Genomic DNA, 17313 nt, shown 5'->3' with positions numbered 1-17313 from the left:
ACGTCGGCGCGTTGCGCCTTGGGTTGAAGGGTCACAAAGGTGAGGCGCTTAGGGGTGATCGGGTGAGCGCGGCGGCAGTGCCACGACACCGCCGACGGCGTGCGCTGCGCGTTGGGCATTGGCTAGGCCCGGATTGATGCCGCGACACAACGCAGTCGCCGCGTCGTCGTCAGCGCACAGCACAATCAAGGCATCTGGGAACTTGCTGCGTAGCTCCCTCGCTACAGGTTCGAGGTTGCCGGCGTCGAAGGCCACGGCGGTTGGATAGCCAGTCGCCTCGTAGATGCTGGCAGCGGTGGCATAGCCTTCGGCAATGCACACCACCTCCGAGACCTCTCGCCCGATGGCGTAATACAGGCCACGCTTTCGACCGCCTGCGAGGAAGCGCTTGCTTCCATCGGCCGCGATGGTCTGCATGCTCCATAGGTGCCCTTCGGCGTCGCGCATGGGCACCAGCAGATGCCCATTTGATTGCCGTAGTCCATGGGACGCCACGCCCTTGGCGACCAGATAGGCATGCGTCGCGCTGGCCGCATCCGCCTGTCGCCATTGCGCCAATGCCGCCTCGCGTGCTGCTGCATGGCGCCGTGCACATTCGGCCTGCTGTTGTCGCTGTGCGCGGCGCGCTTTCTCGCGGATCTCCGCCAACTCAGCAGCCGATAGCGAGCCACCCTCGCTGTCGCGCCATTGCGCGCTCGCGCCGGTCTTCCAGTTGCCATAGGCGCCGGCCAGCGGCGGACCAACATGCAAGACATACCAGCCGCTGCGCTGGCCGCTGCCGTCGCCTTCGGCGCGTACGCGCCGGAGACAACCGTCGGCAACAACAGACGCCACCAGCAAGCCTGCCGATTGCATGGCAACCACGAAACCGTCAGCACGACGCATCGTCAGCCACCAACTCGGTGCTATGTGTGGCGTCGTTCATGACCGCAGCCAGATCCTCGTGGATGTAGAGCGTGCTGGCGGCCATCGACTCGAACGACAGCGCCATACGTTCAGCCATGCCATCACCCATGCCGCTCAACATCAACGCCGTCCAGCGGGCGCGCCTGAGCCGGTTATAGCTGTCCTCACTCATCCAGTAGCCGAAGGGCAACTCCGGCGCAGTGCACGCGCATGGTGCCTCTGCATCGCTGGCCGCTCGCTCGGCCTGGATGTCCTCCAATTGCAAGGCCATGCAGTCCTCGAACTGCTTCTGTGATTGGGCAGGAGTGAACAGCGACAGGCGGCACTGCACGCGTTTAAAAACGCGGGCCAGCTCTGTGCACTCATGTTCCAGCGGCGCGAAAAAGCGCGTGCGCAGCCGATCTTCAAGCGGATGGCCCTGCAGCGCTTCATCGAGCTCTGCGCGTGCGGTTGACAGGTGCTTTTCGGCCTTGCAACGCAAACGATCAATACGGCGGGCGTGGCGCAAAATGCTCTCCGCGCACTCGGCATCAAGCACTGCATCTAGCACCGTGGCGCTCACTTGGCCGTCGCCCATGTTCGGCACGCCCGACAGTCCAACGGTCTCGTGCGTCATGGGGTGACCTCCACGCTGCCGACCATTATCAAGAGTTCGCCCAGCGACAGGTCTTCCATGGAACCGGCGCGACGCTCAAGCGCCTCGACCAGCTGGAACAGCGCGGTCATCGGCATCTCATAGATGCGCAGCAGCTGACGGGTCGCACTGAACAAGTCGTGCATCACCGCATCGTCGTTACCGACCAAGGCATCAAGGTGCGAACCGATCATCGCGCAACCTCCTGCGCGGCAGCGGCAATGGCGCGCTGGATCTCGGCAAGCGTCAGTGCGTCGGGCTGCTTCCCGGTGGCTTGCAAGCACGCATCGAGCGCCAGCCAACGGGTGTGATCCCAATCGAGGGTGTCGGCGATCTCGCCAAAATGATGGGCAATGCGAACGCTGAAACGCGTAGGCGCAACTAGGGTGTCGTGAGACATGGCTGGATTCCTCAGGTGAGTTGGAATCCGCCGCTCCGCTGCAAAACGGGGTGACGGACGGTACGCGGTTTGCAGACCGGCCTGAGGACCGGCAGGCCTTGCGGCCTCCGCGCACCGCCCGCCATAAAGCTGGCAAGCAGTCGCCCACGACAACACAGCGGGCAATAAAAAAGCGCCGTGCATCGGTCGATGGGCGCTGGTGCGCCTCAGGGTACGGGCTGCAAAACCCGGTCGCCGATGTGCGGCGACGTGGGAATGCTGCACGCACTGGCCGCGCACTGTCAACCGGAACATCACGCACTCTTCCCGACCAGCTGCTTTTCGATCAACTTCGCCTTGAAGGCGGCCTTCTCTGCTGCGCTGCTGATCGGCAGGCAGATTTCGGGGCTTGGGCACGCGCTTGGGGAGATGGTGCGGACGATTTCGGTGTAGGCGGTGAAGGTGTGCCCGCAAAGTGCGTTGCGACACTGAAGCATCGATTCACGGAGCAGCCTGTTGTGGGACACGCTCGACCGGACGATGGCAGCAGCATCACAGTGCGGGCAGCGAAGAAACGCGCGAACGGGAGTGGTCATAGGCACCTCAGCAGTCGGTCAAGATCGTGGGAGTGCCGCGCGTCAACACGATCTCGCCAATCCGGCCAGGTCGGTGATGGATGAAGTGCAGGCCAAGGTTCGGCTGTGCGATTGCGGTGCGCAGGTGTTCGGCAAGGAACTCTGCTTCGGCACGCGTCAGCGTGAAGCGCTTGCCGGAGATGGTCAGGTGGATGTCGTCGGTCATGGCTGTACTCGCGGATGGGTGGCGGGAATCTGGGCTGCGATCCAGGCATCAACGTCTGACTCAAGCCAGACCGTGACGCGGGGAGAGAGCGGGATGGACTTGGGAAACCGGTCGCGATCCATCAGCCAGTACAGGTGGGATCGGGAAATGCCGGTGCGGCTGAGCACTTCGGGTTTGCGCAAGAAGCGTTCGCTGCGGCCGGCATCGGGACGTGGCGCGGTGGCCGGCGTGCCTGGTGAGGCGGCGGGTGTTGTTCGGGAAGCGAGCATTGTTTGAGGTGGCGCTTTGACCTGTCGGTCAACGACTGCCATGTGTTTTGGGCTTGCCAAGAGACTAGAAGCCGACGCGTCAGAGTTCACGCGGATAGCTGTGTAAAAACTTTTTTTACAAACTCTGTTGGACGCGGCCGGAATCAGGTGGACAACGGACAGGCGTTGCCGGCCCGCGTAGACGATGCGAGCAAGGCGCTAACGTGCAGGTGCGGCGATACAGCCGGTGAACGACAGTAAGGAATTGGCAGCGAAGGGCGGCACGCGCGCCTGATGAGATCCGCACCGGCCTAGCGGTGAAGGAATTTGACGCCCGGAAAGGGGATCGCCGGAGAATCACCTCGGCTGAATTCGCCGACCTGCGTCGCGCTAGGCGCGGCATGATCCGGAGTCCGGGCGCGTCCGGCATCGTCTCAACGCGAGGTGATTGCTACACGAGTTACAGGACGTTACGCGACCGCCGCAACGCCATTAGAACGCTCAACCAACTGAATTTATTGGGTTATTCCGCAGACGTTACGCGCGTTACAGCGGTTACCCCGAAAAATAGAAAGTCCGGAATGAAGTGGGCAGATAGCGGGCTAAAGGGATGCCCTGAGACTGTCCAAATAGTCTGCCCAGGCTTGCATCATCTTTCGGCGCTCGACCAGATGAGCAGTGCGGTTGTAGGCGCGTCCGTTGGGATCTCGGACGGCGTGCGCAAGTTGGTGCTCGATGTAGTCGGGACGAAAGCCCAGAACCTCGTCCAAGACTGTGCGTGCCATTGCTCGGAAGCCATGACCCGTCATCGTGTCTGAGTCGTAGCCCAGCCGCCGCAGCGCCGCGTTGATGGTGTTCTCGCTCATCGGGCGCCCTCTCCCACGCACGCTAGGGAAAACGAACTCACCGCGCCCCGTCAGCGGATGTAGGTCGCGCAAGATGGCAACCGCTTGCGAGGACAATGGAACCACGTGGGACTGAGCGGTCTTGCTCGCAATGAATCGCCATTCGCTCGAATCAAGATCAATGTTCTCCCAGCGTGCTCGCCTCAGTTCTCCTGGGCGCACGAATACGAGTGGAGCCAGTTGCAGCGCTCCCATCACCACTGGTGAACCCCGATAGCCATGGATCGCTCGCAATAGCTTACCTACCAAGGCTGGCTCGGTCACGCTGGCGAAATGACGACCCTCCGGTGGGGTCAAAGCGCCCTTCAGATCAGAAGCAGGGTTGCGCTCCGCTCGGCCCGTAGCAATGGCATAGCGAAAAACTTGGGCGGCAAGCATTCGCGCGCGATGAGCAGTTTCCACCGCCCCACGCGCCTCAATCTTCCGCAGTGCCTGCAGTAGATCGCGAGCCGGTATTGCATCCACTGGACGGCTACCGATGTAAGGACCGAGATCGTTTTGAAGTAGGCGCTGCTCACGCACGACTGAGCCGGCAGACAACTTGTTGGCTCGCATAGCTAAGTGCTCGGCAGCGACCGCCTCGAACGTGTTGGCCGAACGTTCCAAGGTTGCTGATTTTTCGGCCTTGCGTTGCTCGCCAGGATCGATGCCTTCCGCCAACAACTTGCGCGCCGCCGCATGCCGCTCACGTGCCGTAGCCAAGCTGACATCCGGATATGTCCCAAGCGATAGCGTGTTGCGCTTGCTCGTCACCGGGCGGCGGTAGTCCCAACGCCACCACTTTGCACCGTCAGGGCGCAGTAGCAGATACAGGCCGCCGCCGTCGCGAAGCTTCTGCACTGTGGCGGCGGGCTTTGCCTTACGAACGGCTGTATCGGTCAAAGGCACTTTGGCGGTAACTGACTTTGGGGGGCGGTAGCTTACCGCCAAACTTACCGTCATCAAACTTGGGATTTAAGCAGACCCCATAGGACGCGATCAGACACAAAAAAGGCCGAAACCCCTTGTTTTATGCGGGTTTTCGGCCTTCTTAGGACGCTACTGGATCTTAAAATGGTGGGCCCACCAGGATTCGAACCTGGAACCAAAGGATTATGAGTCCTCTGCTCTAACCGTTGAGCTATAGGCCCGTGTGTCTGTCGGCGAGATGGCGAGCATGTCGGGCCGTGCAGCGGACGCGAAAGTTTACCTGTCTGTACGTCGCCGTGTCTGCCATGTGCCCTCTGCCGGAAGCGATCCAGCGCTCATAGCCGCGAGATCACGTATCGGCTGTCCACAACGAAAAAGCCCAGCACCGGCTGGGCTTTGCGCATCAGATTTCAGGGTTATGTCCCGCCGCCTTACAGACGCCTTCGACGGACCGGTGCGGTGCAACCAAGCAGATTGCAGCCCGGTGTGGAGCTTGGTGGTGCCGAAGCTGGTTTAGTTAGCAGCCCGTCGCAGCGCATGTGTGCGTGACCGGTGGCGAGCCTTCGGCGCAAGCTTGGCAATCAACACGACGTGGCAGCGGGCACGATGATCGCGATAACGCGCGGGGTGGCGTTGGGAAACGCAATATCTCGAAGCAACCAGCAAACCCTACCAATCCCGAATCCCCAGTCCGCCAATCCCCAATCCTCGCCCTCAGGCATCAGCCGTCTCAAACTGCCCATCGATCAACTGCCGACCTGCACGAAACCCGTGCGCAATGGCCTCCTGGTACGTCGCATAGGCCAGCCCGTTGCAGCCGATACGCGGCTTGCGCTTGCCGCCGAGCGCATACACGTCCACCCAGAGCGTCCACTTGGCATCAGGGGAAGCCTGCTCGGCGCGTACGCGGATCTCGTGTTCGCGGTACGTGGTGGTTTCAAAGCGGCTTTGCCTGCTCATAAAGCAATCTCGTCTCCATTCGTCGGCCAACTTAAAAGTCGCTGTCAGAACGCCACGTGAGGTTTGCAGAAACATCTGTTTAATGTTGCATGGCCGTGTAGCTTCGTCGGCGGTGCGTGAAACATCGGGGCTGCACCGCTGACCCGCGCCTGGCATGCGACCGATCGCAGCCCAGGTACCAAGCATAGCCAACTGCCTGAGCCATAACGCAACAGCCCCGCATGAGCGGGGCTGCTGTGTGATCACTGCACGGTCTCGACCGAGGACTCAGTCGATATCCAGGAACGAGCGCAGCTGTTCCGAACGGCTCGGGTGACGCAGCTTGCGCAATGCTTTGGCCTCTATCTGACGAATCCGCTCACGGGTGACGTCGAACTGCTTACCGACCTCTTCCAGCGTGTGATCGGTGTTCATGTCGATACCGAAGCGCATGCGCAGTACCTTCGCCTCGCGCGGGGTGAGGCCGGCCAACACGTCACGCACCGTCTCGGAGAGATTGATGTTGGTGGTGTTGTCGATCGGGGACTCCACATTGGTGTCCTCGATGAAGTCGCCCAGATGCGAATCCTCGTCGTCGCCGATCGGGGTTTCCATCGAGATCGGCTCCTTTGCGATTTTCATCACCTTGCGGATCTTGTCCTCGGGCATGTCCATTTCCTTGGCCAGTTCCTCCGGCGTGGCCTCGCGGCCGAACTGCTGGAGCATCTGACGGGAAATGCGGTTCAACTTGTTGATCGTTTCGATCATGTGCACCGGGATACGGATGGTGCGCGCCTGATCGGCGATCGAACGGGTGATGGCCTGACGGATCCACCACGTGGCATACGTCGAGAACTTGTAACCGCGACGGTATTCGAACTTGTCCACGGCCTTCATCAGGCCGATGTTGCCTTCCTGGATCAGGTCCAGGAACTGCAGGCCGCGGTTGGTGTACTTCTTGGCAATGGAGATCACCAGACGCAGGTTGGCTTCGACCATTTCCTTCTTGGCCTTGCGCGCCTTGGCTTCGCCATAGGCCATCGCACGGCTGATTTCCTTGATCTCGCCCAGGGTCAGGTAGTTGGCCTTCTCCATCTCGATCGAGCCCTGCTGCTCGGAGATGATCTGATCCTTGACGTCGCGCAGCGCCGAGGACCACTTCTGCTTGCGCTTGAGTGCGTCCTCCACCCATTCCAGGTTGGTCTGGTTGCCTTCCCAGGAGCGGATGAAATCCTTGCGCGGCATGCGGGCCACGGTGGTGGCCAGGTGCAGCACCTTGCGCTCGTGGTCCTTGATGCCATTGACCACGCCACGCAGCTGGGTGACCAGCGCGTCGGTCAGCGGCAGCGGCAGCTTGAGCGTGGTGAAGATGGCGGCCATGTCTTCGCGCGCCTTGACCACCAGCTTGTGCTCGGCGCCGTTCTTGGCATAGACCTTCTTGAACTTGGCGTATTCGTTGGCCAGGTTCTCCATGCGCGTGGCCACTTCCACCGGGTCCGGACCGGTCGGGCCGGCCTCTTCTTCGGCGGCCTCGTCATCGCCGTCTTCGTCGTCGTCTTCGTCGACTGCTTCATCGTCGGACACGGCGACCGGGCCGGCCGCGGCGAGCGCAGCAGCGGCCGCATCGGCTTCTTCGATCAGGTCGTTGAAGCCGACCACGATCTCGGCCAGACGCTTCTTGCCCTCCTTGTGCGCTTCGTAGTCGGCCAGCAGCATTTCGGTCGACAGCGGGAACACGCCCAACGCGGCCTGGACCTGGCTCAGGCCTTCTTCGATGCGCTTGGCGATGGCGATTTCGCCTTCGCGGGTCAGCAGCTCGACCGTGCCCATTTCGCGCATGTACATGCGCACCGGGTCGGTGGTGCGGCCACCTTCGGTGTCGAGCGCGGTCAGCGCGGCGGCAGCTTCTTCGGCTGCGGTGTCGTCGACCTCGCGGTTGCCGGTGTTGCCATCGTTGAGCAACAGGGTTTCGGCATCGGGTGCAACTTCATGGACATCGATGCCCATGCCGTTGATCATGCTGATGATGTCTTCGATCTGCTCCGGGTCGACGAGGTCGTCGGGCAGATGGTCATTGACTTCGGCGTAGGTCAGATAGCCCTGTTCCAGGCCCTTGCTGATCAGTAGCTTGATGTCGGATTGCTGGGCAGGACGTTCGTTGGCCATGAGTGCTCGCGCCACCGGCTTTGAGATTGGAAAGAGAACCTAGCATTATACCAGCGTGAAGCCCGGTCTGCCGGATTCAAGACGGGACCGCTGGTGGACGTGTTGTATCTAGGGTCTGAGAAGGAAGGTCACCGGGCCATCGTTGACCAGGTCGACAACCATATGGGCACCGAAACGCCCGGTTTCCACCCCGCCGCGATGTTTTTCGCGACAGATCGCCGCCAATCGATTGAACGCCGGTTCAGCCTCCAGTGGCGGCGCGGCGGTGCCGAAGCCTGGGCGGTTACCGGAACTGGTGTCCGCAGCCAGGGTGAACTGGCTGACCAGCAGCAGGCCGCCGCCGGTGTCGGCGAGTGAGCGGTTCATCTTGCCAGCGTCGTCGCCGAACACCCGGTAGCTCAGCAGCCGCTCGGCCAGGCGCCGGATCTGCGCATCGCTGTCGCCGGGCTCCACGCCGATCAGCGCCAGCAGCCCGGGACCGATCTGCCCGACGATCTGGTCATCGACCGTGACGCTGGCGCGGGTGACGCGCTGGATCAGTGCAAGCATGGGCATTCTCGGGCAGCAAACTGTGCCGCGCAGCATGCCCAGCGCCGCCGGCACTGTCACGCGCGGGCCTTCGCGGTCTGCGCTGTTTAGAATTGCGCGGATGAAACCTGATGTTCGCGCTCGCCTGTTGTACGCAACCGCCGCCACCGTGGGCCGCTTGCCGTGGCCGTTGCTCAAGCGCGTGGCCGACACGCTGGCCTGGAGCTGGCGCAAGCTCAATGCACGCGAATCACGCGTGGCGCGCCGCAATCTGGAGCTGGCGTATCCGGAACTGAGCGCCGAGCAGCGCGCGCGCTTGCATGCGCAGATCCTGCGCTCGACCGCGCGGCAGACGCTGGAAGTGCTGCGCACCTGGACCCGCCCGCCGGCGGAGAACCTGGCACGCCTGCAGCGCAACGGCCAGGAACTCTACGACGCTGCGCTCGCCTCCGGGCGCGGGGTCATCGTGGCGGCGCCGCATTTCGGCAACTGGGAACTGCTCAACCAGTGGCTGTCCGAGCGCGGGCCGATCGCGATTGTCTACCGTCCGCCGGAGTCCGAGGCGGTGGACGGCTTCCTGCAGCTGGCACGCGGCGGCGACAACGTGCGCCAGGTACGCGCCGAAGGCCCGGCGGTGCGGCAGTTGTTCAAGGTGCTCAAGGACGGCGGCGCGGTCGGCATCCTGCCCGACCAGCAGCCCAAGGCCGGCGACGGCGTGTTCGCACCGTTCTTCGGCATTCCGGCCTTGACCATGACCTTGGTCAACCGGCTGGCCGAGCGGACCGGGGCGATCGTGCTGTACGGCTGGTGCGAGCGCGCCGGCGACGATCTGCAGTTCGCGCTGCATGTGCAACCGGCCGACCCCGCGGTGGCCGATGCGGACCCGGTGCGTGCGGCCAGCGCGCTCAACGCCGGCATCGAACAGATCGCCCGGCGCGACCCGGCGCAATATCAGTGGACCTACAAGCGCTACACCCTGCGCCCGCCGGGCAGCGGCGAAGCCAATCCGTATGCGACCGAGCGGCATCCGCATTGAATGCAGCGCCACATCTCACTTGATTGCTCAGCGCATCTACCAACACGTAGCGGGCAGTCGTAAGGTGGGTGCGGACGTCGCGCTCAGAACCGCAGTGTAAGAGTGGTACATGCCGATTCCGGGCATCGGCCGCGCCCGCCTGGCGCGTGCGTAGCTTTGGTAACCGCTCAGTCGTCGTGCGGATCGGCAGGTGTGTCCAGGATGCGTTGATAGAACGCCAGGTCCAGCCAGCGCCCGAACTTGAACCCGGCCTCGCGCACGGTGCCGGCATGGGTGAAACCGAACTGTTCGTGCAAGGCGATGCTGGCCTGATTGCTGGCATCGATGCCGCCCACCAGCACGTGCACGCCACGCGCTTGCGCCGCTGCGATCAGGGCCTGCAGCAGCAGGCGCCCCAGCCCTTTGCCACGATGGTCGCGATGCACGTAGATCGAATGCTCGACGCTGTACTTGAAGGCGGGCCAGGCGCGAAACGTGCCGTAGCTGGCAAAGCCCATCAGGGTGCCGTCGTCGTGCTCCACGCCGATCACCGGAAAGCCGCCCGTCTGCTTGGTGGCGAACCAGCCGACCATGCTTTCCGGTGGCCGGGGACGGTAGTCGTACAGCGCAGTGGAATTGGCGATGGCTTCGTTGAAGATGTCCAGAATGGCGCTGGCATGGCGCGCTTGGCTGCAATCGACAATGTGCATGGGGCCCAACGAACATGGAGGTCGCCCGATTAGAAAGCATTGCCGGACCCTGAACAACGCGGGCAGCGGGGCAACCAAGCGGCGCGGGCCTGCCCACTCAATCGGCAGCGGCTGGATGCAGCGTTCTACCCGGTTGTGGCGACTGCCTGTTGCCAGGCGCGCGACAATGGGCAGAGACGATCACGCAATGACCGCGGCGGCGTCCGCCTTGAAGCGGCCGTGGCAATCCCCATCTGGAGTCGTGCATGAGCAGCCCCCTCCCCTCCCCCAGCACACAGGCCTTCGGCGATCCGGCGGCGATTCGCTGTGAGCGCGCCGCTTCCGAACTGCGTGCCGGGCGCCCGGTCTTGCTGACGGCGGCGAATGGGCAGGCGCGTGCGGTGCTGGCGCTGGATAGCAGCACGGCACAGTCGTATGCGGCGTTCGCCCGTGCCGCACGGGGCCGCCACTATCTCTTTGTGACGCCCACTCGCGCCCAGGTGCTGGGGCTGAGCGCGCCGCAGGGTGCGCGCGTGGGCTTGATCGATCACAGCTACGACCAGCTCGCCGCGTTGGCCTACCTGCGCGACACCCCGGTGCCTGCGCAGTGGACGGCCGGCGATGCGCTGGATGCCGGCGGCGTGGAGATCGCGCGGCTTGGCCTGCTGCTGCCGGCGTTGCTGGCGGTGGAGCTGCGCGATGTGCACGACCATGCCGCGTTCGCCGGCTGCCAGTCGCTGGCGCTGGACGATTTGCTCCGCGGCTGTGCCACCTCCGCGGCTGCCGGCTACGAGCTGGTGACCCGCACCCCGGTGCCGCTGCGCGGCCTGGGCATGAGCGAGTTCGTGGTGTTTCGCGGCGGTGTGGCGCAGCGCGATCAGGTGGCGATCGTGGTCGGCCAGCCGGACCTGGGCACTGCCGTCCCGGTGCGCGTGCATTCGTCGTGCCTCACCGGCGACCTGTTCGGCTCGCTCAAATGCGATTGCGGCGACCAGCTGCAGCACGGCCTGGCAAAGTTGAAGGAGCTCGGTGGCGGCGTCCTGCTGTATCTGGACCAGGAAGGTCGCGGCACCGGCATCGCCGCTAAGATGCGCGCCTACGGCTATCAGCATGCGGGCCTGGACACCATCGACGCCGACGCGCAATTGGGCTTTGGTCCGGACGAGCGCCGCTACGGCAGTGCGGTGGCGATGCTGCGCGGGCTGGGCATCGGCCGGATCCGGTTGTTGACCAACAACCCGGCCAAGGCCGAGCGCCTGCGCGCGGCCGGCATCGTGGTCGAAGACCGCATCGCGATCACCGGCGACATCACCGCCGAAAACGAGCAGTACCTGCGCACCAAGGCCGCACGCGCCGGCCACGCGCTGGATGTGGATGCGTTGATCCTGGCCGCGCAATAACGCGCCCGGCGCCGGGTGCGCCTGCACTGGGCAGCCGGCTATGCTTGCGCATCGCTTCTGCAGGCCCGCCTCGTGCACGACGCTCCACCGCCGCACCCCGACGTCTTGGTCCAGCCCGCTCCGGCAGAAGCCCCAGCCGTGACGCACAGCCAGTGGCAGTCGCTGCCGCGTCGCGGTGCGTATGTGGCGGCGATCAATGGCACGCTCGGCGGCGGATGTGCGGGCCTGATCGCAGCCAGTGTCACGGTTGTCTGGCTGCACGCCTGGCGTTACTGGCCAGCGGTGCTGGGCGTGACCGCGGTCATCGCCCTGCTGGGCGCCTGGTTGGCGGTCAAACGGCACCGGCTGACGCAATGGAAACTCGATCAGCATGGCCTGGCGCTACAGCGCGGTCATCTGTGGCAAAGCGATACGCGCGTTCCGATTTCGCGCGTGCAGCATGTGGACCTGCGCCGCGGGCCGATCGAACGCGCGACCGGCCTGACCACGCTGGTGGTACACACCGCCGGCAGCCGGCTCAACGCGGTGGCGCTGTCGGGGCTGGATCAGGACGATGCCGAGCGCCTGCGCGACCGCCTGGCCCGCCAGCTCGATCACGACGACGACGCGCTATGAGTGCCGTTGCACATCCCGGCAACGACGAGCAGCGCCTGCATCCATTGTCGTGGGTGTTCGTGTTGCTGCAGCAGATCCGTCAGTTCCTGATTCCGCTGGCCGCACTGATCCTGTTCGGCAGCCGCGACGGCAATCGCGATGTTGCCGACCAGATCGCCACCGGCGTGGTGATTGCGGTGCTGGTGGCGATTTCGGTGCTGCGCTACTTCACCTACCGCTACCGCATCGGCAGCGATAGCGTGGCCATTCGCAGTGGCCTGCTGGAACGCAGCCGGCGCGATATCCCGTTTGCGCGCATCCATAACGTGGTGGTGCATCAATCGCTGCTGCACCGTCTGGCCGGCGTGGCCGAGGTGCGGCTGGAATCGGCCGGTGGGCACAAGCCGGAAGCGGAAATGCGTGTGCTGCGACTGGATCAAGCGCTGGCGCTGGAAGATCTGATACGGCGCCGTGCAAGCGACGCAGGCATGCCGGCGCCGCAAGTCGAAGAAGACAGCGGCAGCTTGCTGCGCCTGCCGATGGCCGAGGTCATCCGGCTGGGCCTGATCTCCAATCGCGGCATGGTGGTGGTGGCGGCCGGCTTTGGCGTGATCTACCAGATGATTCCGCGCCGCACGGTGTCCAACTTCGTCGAGCATAACGGCGAGCTGGCCTATCGCTACGTCAGCCAGATCCATCCCGGCGTCGCGGTCATGGCAACGCTGGTGACCCTCGCCACGCTTGCCCTGTTGATGGCCATGCGCGCGCTGTCGGTCGCCCTGGCGGTGACCCAGTACCACGGCTTCCATCTGAGCGAATCCGAGCGCCGCCTCACCGTGGAGCGCGGGCTGCTGACGCGGATCCGCAGCAGCGTGGCGTTGCGGCGGATCCAGTCGTGGACGTTGTACGAGGGCCTGCTGCATCGCCTGTTCGGTCGTCGCCAGTTGCGGGTGGACACCGCAGTGGCCGGCACTGGCGACACCCACGGCGGCGCATTGAAAGAACTCGCGCCCATTGCCGACCCGCAACAATGCGACGCCTTGCTGCAACGCCTGCTGCCCGGCATCGCCTGGCCGCCGACGCAGTGGCGGACGATCGCCACGCATTGCTGGTGGCGATTGAGTCTGCCCGCCGCGCTGATGCTGCTGCCGCTGACGGCGGGCCTGGCGTGGCAGTTCGGCAGCAAGGCCTTGTGGTTGCTGGTATGGCTGCCGTGGAGCGCGTTCAAGGCGCAGCGCCAGGTGCAGCGCATGGCCTACGCGGTGGATGCGCGTTACGTTGCCGTACGCGGCGGCTGGTGGAAGCGCTGGTGGCGGCTGGCCGAGCTGGACAAGCTGCAGGCGCTGCAACTGCAACGCTCGCCGCTGGATCGGCTCTCCGGCACCGCCACGCTATGGCTGGATACGGCCGGCGCCAGCGCCACCGGCCCGGCATTGCGGCTGCGGTTTGTGCCGTTTGCGCAGGCGCAGGCGCTGCAGGCGCAACTCGGTGCCGCGTTGGCACGGCGCAAACTGCGCTGGTGATCACCGCCGGCGATCAGTCATGGTGCTGATCCGTCTTTGGTGATCTGCGGTTGTGCTGGTCGAGTGGGCCGCTCGGTTTCGTGATCCGATCATTGACGGCGATCAGCTTGGGCGATGCCTTGCAGTGCTCACCGACGTGGTCACGGCTGATGCAGCTCGGCGCGGCACCAGACGTCGCGAGCCGTCGGACCGCGCGGGGCACTGCAATCCACGCGTGGTACATGCCGAATCCGAGCACCGACCACGACCGCCTGACGGCTGCGCAGTCGTGGCATGAGCTGCGCTTAGCGCTGCGCCGGCCCCCAGTAGCCCAACTCGCGACGGATCTGCAACCCGCGCCACACCGCACCGAGCGGTTTGCGGCGCAGTCCGCCGAGCTTGCCGGCGATGAAGTCTTCGGTGGCGGCAATCACCCGCTCGGAAGAATGCCCGTCGCGATACGGGTGAATCGCATCGGCGTAACTGGCAAGCGCGCTACGCAATGCCGCATCCGGCGCCAGCGCGCGCGCCAGCTGCTGCGGCAATTGCTCTGCCTGCTGGAAGTCGAGCATGTGCGGCTGCGGCACACGGTTTCGAAAGGTCACCACCGGTTTGTGCTGCACCACGAACTCGGACACGATCGATGAGGTATCGGAAACCAGCACGTCGGCCGCACGTTGCGCGGCCATGACCTCTTCGGGCTCGATGAAGCGAGCGTTGGCGCCTGCCAGTGCGCGATAGCGGTCGAACAATTCCTGCGCGCACTTCGGGTGCAAGGTCAGCAGCCAGTAATGCGCGCCGCGCGCGATGTCGGCGGCGATCTCGTCGTAGAGTGCGGGCGCTGCGCTCAGCCGCTCGGTGAAGGTGGAACCGAACAGGATCACCGGGCGGCCGGCGGCCGGCGCACGCAAGGCCGCGCTACGGCCGCCATCGTCGCGAAAGACCGGGTCGAGCTTGGGCCAGCCTGTTTCCACCACGGCAAAATGGCCCTCGCGCTGCGCCAGCGCGCGAAACGGCGCCGTGGTGGCGGGGCCTTGCGTGCAGTACAGATCGAACAGGCCACGCACCCGGAAATGGCCGCGATTGTCCTCGCGCTTTTGCACATTGAAACCGTGAAACAGCTGCACTTTCGCGCCGGACACAAACGGTGGCACCCAATTGGCGGCACTGAAAACCGCACGCGGACGCAGCGCCAACGCCTCGTGCAGGCCGACCTCGCGCACGCCCGGCAGCGCCAGCCCGCGCGCGCCACCTTCGAACCAGGCCGACACCGCGTGCCCGCAGGCCTGTAACGCCTGCGCCAATGGCGCCAGAATAGGCAACGCGTAACGCTCCGTTGCGAACAGCAGGTAATCGGCCATCACATGTCCTCTTCGACCGCACCCGACGAACGGCCTCGCATTAGCGCCTGCATTATCGCGTTCAACGAGGCCGATCGCCTACGCGACTGTCTGACCTCGCTGGCGTTCTGCGATGAGATCGTGGTGGTGGACTCCGGCTCGACCGATGCCACTGCCGCCATCGCCAGCGCACACGGCGCGCGCTTGCTGCAGCGCGCCTTCGATGGCTATCGCAGCCAGAAGGCGTTCTGCGTGGCACAGGCCAGCCACGACTGGGTGTTGTGTCTGGACGCCGACGAACGCGTCAGCGATACCCTGCGCGCCTCGATCATCGCTGCGCGCGATGCCGGGTTCGCCACGGCGGCCGGCTACCGCTTCGCACGCCTGTCCGATTACTTCGGCCGCTTCCTGCGCCACGGCAACGCGTATCCGGACCGGGTACTGCGCTTGTTCGATCGTCGCCGTGGTGACTGGCGCGGCAAGCGCGAAATCCACGAAGCGGCCAGCGTGGATGGCCCCGTGGAGACCTTGCCGGGCGATCTGATCCATTACCCGTACCGCTCGCTGATGCAGCAGCTGGCCAAGACCCAGCGCTACGCGCAGATGATGGCCGAACACGAACACGCACGCGGCAAACGCGCCACCTGGAGCAAGCTGGTGCTGGCACCGGCCTGGCGCTTCTGGCGCGGCTATCTGTTGCGCGGCGGCTTTCGCGATGGCTGGCATGGGCTGATCTACGCGTATGTGCGCGCCAACTACGTGCGCCAGAAGACCATCATGTTGTGGCTGCTGCAGCACAATCAGCCGGTGCAGGATCCGCCGCCCGCGCCGGAGCGGCGCAGCGAGTAGGCGCAGTTGAAAAGCCTGGCGAGCAGTCATCAAGCCGCTGCAAATAGTGCGCAGACGTCGGCATATCCAGGGGAGAGATGCCGATTCCAGCAACAAGTGCGCCGATTCGGCATCTGCGCAGTTGTCTTAGCAGTCGCTCAAAACGCGCGCATGCCTGCGCATGCAACATATGCGGCTGATTGATCACCTGCCGCTAGCGAGCGCTTGTCGCAGCGAGCTCGGTCTGCTGCGCCTGCCGCGCCGACAGACCCACCAGCACGCCGAGCGTGGCCGTGTAGAAGCTTGCCGCCACCTGATGCGCGAACATCGACTGGGTCAGCCCGCACAAGGCATAACTGATCACGATCATCACCCCCGCTGCGGCCGGGCCGCGGAACTGTTTCTGTCCACTGCGCCGATGCAGGCGCACGAATAGCCACAGCGGCACGCCGTAGACGGCAAGCAGCAGCAACAGCCCGGGCACACCCTGGGTTGCGCCCCATTCGGCCAGATCGTTGTGTGCATGTCCCAGATGACAGCGAACCAATGCCGGATCGGCGGCACAGGCCGGCAGGTCCTGCATCGCATCGTCGAAACGGCCAACGCCTACACCGGTCAGCGGATGCGCCTTCACGGTATCCCAGGCCACGTGCAAGCGTTCGATGCGGGCACCGGCCGACGAATCGCTATCGCCAACTTCGTAACGTTGCAGGTCGCTCTGCAATTCGCCCAGGCGCATCTGATCGGTCAGCCCCGGCACGCTGAGCACCACACCCATCGCCAGCACCGCGCTGCCGATGAAGGTGAGCAAGCGCATGCGCGTGCTGTGCCACGGCGCGCCCCAGATCAGCACGCCCAGCGTCGCCAGCAATGCCAACCAGACCCCGCGGCTGCCACTGAGCACGATCACCGCCACCGTGGCGACCGCAGCGCCCACTAGCCAACGCACATTGCCGGGCGGGCGACAGAACACCACCACCACCAGCAACATCAGCGCAATGTCGGCAAACACGATCGCGTTGGTGAAGCCTTCCGCGCGGTCGGCGCCGTTCATCACCTGCAACAACGCAATCAACATCGCCGCGAACACGCCGGCTAGCGCGCCACGCCACAGCCAGAGCTGGCGCGGCTGCAATGCATAGGCCCATAGCGCCGCCCACGGCAGTACCAGGAAGCGCGAGCGGTTGCCCACATCGCGCAGCCCATGTTCGAACAAGGCGATCGACAGCAGCGACATCGCAATCACCGCCACGGTCAGCCAGCCCACCACGCGCAACGACCATTCGCGCGCAGCAATGCCGTCGCGCAGGCTGCGCCAGCCGATCAGCGAACCAAGCAACAGGCACAGGCCGAACGGCAGCAGCCCGCTCGGCATGCTGACCACCAGCGCGGTCAACACGAACACGCCCAGCTCGGCAATGCGCACACCTGCCCGCGATGTGGTCTGAGCAGACGGCGAAAGCGATGCGGGCTGGGTACGCAAGGAATTCATCTAGAGATCGGCGGTGAAAGGGAGGTAACGCAGCGGAC

General features: G+C 64.6%; 19 protein-coding genes, 1 tRNA gene and 1 other RNA gene. 5 read left to right on the top strand and 16 right to left on the bottom strand.

Annotated features, from left to right (window positions below; genetic code table 11):
* Window positions 1-48: 48 nt before the first annotated feature.
* The 12 genes from EO156_RS11785 to dtd all read right to left on the bottom strand — a co-directional run bounded on the left by EO156_RS11785 (window position 49) and on the right by dtd (window position 8436).
* Entirely contained in the window at window positions 49-885 is an 837-nt protein-coding gene (locus EO156_RS11785; protein ID WP_016851211.1) for a toprim domain-containing protein, read from the bottom strand.
* The gene (locus EO156_RS11780; protein WP_016851210.1) at window positions 872-1522 is read right to left on the bottom strand and encodes a hypothetical protein; all 651 of its coding nucleotides are present in this window, start codon (window positions 1520-1522) and stop codon (window positions 872-874) included. Before EO156_RS11780 ends, EO156_RS11785 begins: the two co-directional genes overlap by 14 nt.
* A complete protein-coding gene (locus EO156_RS11775; protein ID WP_016851209.1) occupies window positions 1519-1734 on the bottom strand; it encodes a hypothetical protein in 216 nt (71 codons plus the stop codon). The genes EO156_RS11780 and EO156_RS11775 overlap by 4 nt, the downstream gene beginning before the upstream one ends.
* On the bottom strand, window positions 1731-1940 hold the full coding sequence (locus EO156_RS11770) for a hypothetical protein (protein WP_016851208.1): 210 nt from the start codon (window positions 1938-1940) through the stop codon (window positions 1731-1733). Before EO156_RS11770 ends, EO156_RS11775 begins: the two co-directional genes overlap by 4 nt.
* A gap of 293 nt (window positions 1941-2233) precedes the next feature.
* The gene (locus EO156_RS11765; RefSeq protein WP_080573082.1) at window positions 2234-2515 is read right to left on the bottom strand and encodes an ogr/Delta-like zinc finger family protein; all 282 of its coding nucleotides are present in this window, start codon (window positions 2513-2515) and stop codon (window positions 2234-2236) included.
* Between the two features lie 7 nt (window positions 2516-2522).
* Window positions 2523-2720, bottom strand: coding sequence for a hypothetical protein (locus tag EO156_RS11760; RefSeq protein ID WP_016851206.1), 198 nt, complete (start codon window positions 2718-2720; stop codon window positions 2523-2525).
* Window positions 2717-2989 (bottom strand): AlpA family phage regulatory protein, encoded by a 273-nt coding sequence (locus EO156_RS11755; protein ID WP_078585676.1) that lies wholly within the window; start codon window positions 2987-2989, stop codon window positions 2717-2719. Before EO156_RS11755 ends, EO156_RS11760 begins: the two co-directional genes overlap by 4 nt.
* Window positions 2990-3570: 581 nt before the next feature.
* Complete coding sequence (locus EO156_RS11750; protein ID WP_026007245.1) at window positions 3571-4761, bottom strand: integrase arm-type DNA-binding domain-containing protein; 1191 nt, start codon at window positions 4759-4761, stop codon at window positions 3571-3573.
* A gap of 166 nt (window positions 4762-4927) precedes the next feature.
* A tRNA-Ile gene (locus EO156_RS11745) sits at window positions 4928-5003 on the bottom strand.
* 493 nt (window positions 5004-5496) lie between these two features.
* Window positions 5497-5817 carry a hypothetical protein gene (locus tag EO156_RS11740; protein WP_011052523.1) on the bottom strand — a complete coding sequence of 107 codons (321 nt, stop codon included), beginning with the start codon at window positions 5815-5817 and terminating at the stop codon, window positions 5497-5499.
* 192 nt (window positions 5818-6009) lie between these two features.
* Window positions 6010-7887, bottom strand: a complete 1878-nt coding sequence (gene rpoD, locus EO156_RS11735; protein ID WP_005921936.1) for an RNA polymerase sigma factor RpoD — start codon at window positions 7885-7887, stop codon at window positions 6010-6012.
* Window positions 7888-7995: 108 nt separating this feature from the next.
* Window positions 7996-8436 carry a D-aminoacyl-tRNA deacylase gene (dtd, locus tag EO156_RS11730; protein ID WP_003484398.1) on the bottom strand — a complete coding sequence of 147 codons (441 nt, stop codon included), beginning with the start codon at window positions 8434-8436 and terminating at the stop codon, window positions 7996-7998.
* Here dtd and EO156_RS11725 point away from each other — a divergent pair.
* On the top strand, window positions 8435-9451 hold the full coding sequence (locus EO156_RS11725) for a lauroyl acyltransferase (RefSeq protein WP_016849277.1): 1017 nt from the start codon (window positions 8435-8437) through the stop codon (window positions 9449-9451). The two genes, dtd and EO156_RS11725, sit on opposite strands and share 2 nt — an antisense overlap.
* Window positions 9452-9485: 34 nt before the next feature.
* Here EO156_RS11725 and EO156_RS11720 read toward each other — a convergent pair.
* Window positions 9486-9562: non-coding RNA, sX9 sRNA (locus EO156_RS11720), on the bottom strand.
* Between the two features lie 56 nt (window positions 9563-9618).
* Window positions 9619-10140: a GNAT family N-acetyltransferase gene (locus EO156_RS11715; RefSeq protein WP_003484403.1), complete on the bottom strand. Its 522-nt coding sequence runs from the start codon at window positions 10138-10140 to the stop codon at window positions 9619-9621.
* Between the two features lie 245 nt (window positions 10141-10385).
* On the opposite strand from EO156_RS11715, the gene ribA reads away from it, so the two are divergent.
* The 3 genes from ribA (at window position 10386) to EO156_RS11695 (ending at window position 13636) form a co-directional block, all read left to right on the top strand.
* A complete protein-coding gene (gene ribA, locus EO156_RS11705) occupies window positions 10386-11519 on the top strand; it encodes a GTP cyclohydrolase II RibA (RefSeq protein WP_016849278.1) in 1134 nt (377 codons plus the stop codon).
* Window positions 11520-11657: 138 nt separating this feature from the next.
* A complete protein-coding gene (locus EO156_RS11700) occupies window positions 11658-12134 on the top strand; it encodes a PH domain-containing protein (protein WP_003484425.1) in 477 nt (158 codons plus the stop codon).
* Window positions 12131-13636: a PH domain-containing protein gene (locus EO156_RS11695; protein WP_016849279.1), complete on the top strand. Its 1506-nt coding sequence runs from the start codon at window positions 12131-12133 to the stop codon at window positions 13634-13636. The genes EO156_RS11700 and EO156_RS11695 overlap by 4 nt, the downstream gene beginning before the upstream one ends.
* Before the next feature lie 284 nt (window positions 13637-13920).
* Here the strand turns inward: EO156_RS11695 and EO156_RS11690 are convergent, their stop codons facing one another.
* Window positions 13921-14979 (bottom strand): CDP-glycerol glycerophosphotransferase family protein, encoded by a 1059-nt coding sequence (locus EO156_RS11690; RefSeq protein WP_016849280.1) that lies wholly within the window; start codon window positions 14977-14979, stop codon window positions 13921-13923.
* On the opposite strand from EO156_RS11690, the gene EO156_RS11685 reads away from it, so the two are divergent.
* Window positions 14980-15804: a glycosyltransferase family 2 protein gene (locus EO156_RS11685; protein ID WP_016849281.1), complete on the top strand. Its 825-nt coding sequence runs from the start codon at window positions 14980-14982 to the stop codon at window positions 15802-15804.
* 193 nt (window positions 15805-15997) lie between these two features.
* Here EO156_RS11685 and EO156_RS11680 read toward each other — a convergent pair whose 3' ends face one another.
* Window positions 15998-17275, bottom strand: a complete 1278-nt coding sequence (locus EO156_RS11680; protein WP_003484433.1) for an O-antigen ligase — start codon at window positions 17273-17275, stop codon at window positions 15998-16000.
* Window positions 17276-17313 lie beyond the last annotated feature (38 nt).

It is taken from the genome of Xanthomonas sp. DAR33341, assembly GCF_003992815.1.
GTDB lineage: Bacteria > Pseudomonadota > Gammaproteobacteria > Xanthomonadales > Xanthomonadaceae > Xanthomonas > Xanthomonas cissicola.
This window is presented reverse-complemented; position numbering and strand designations above follow the sequence as displayed.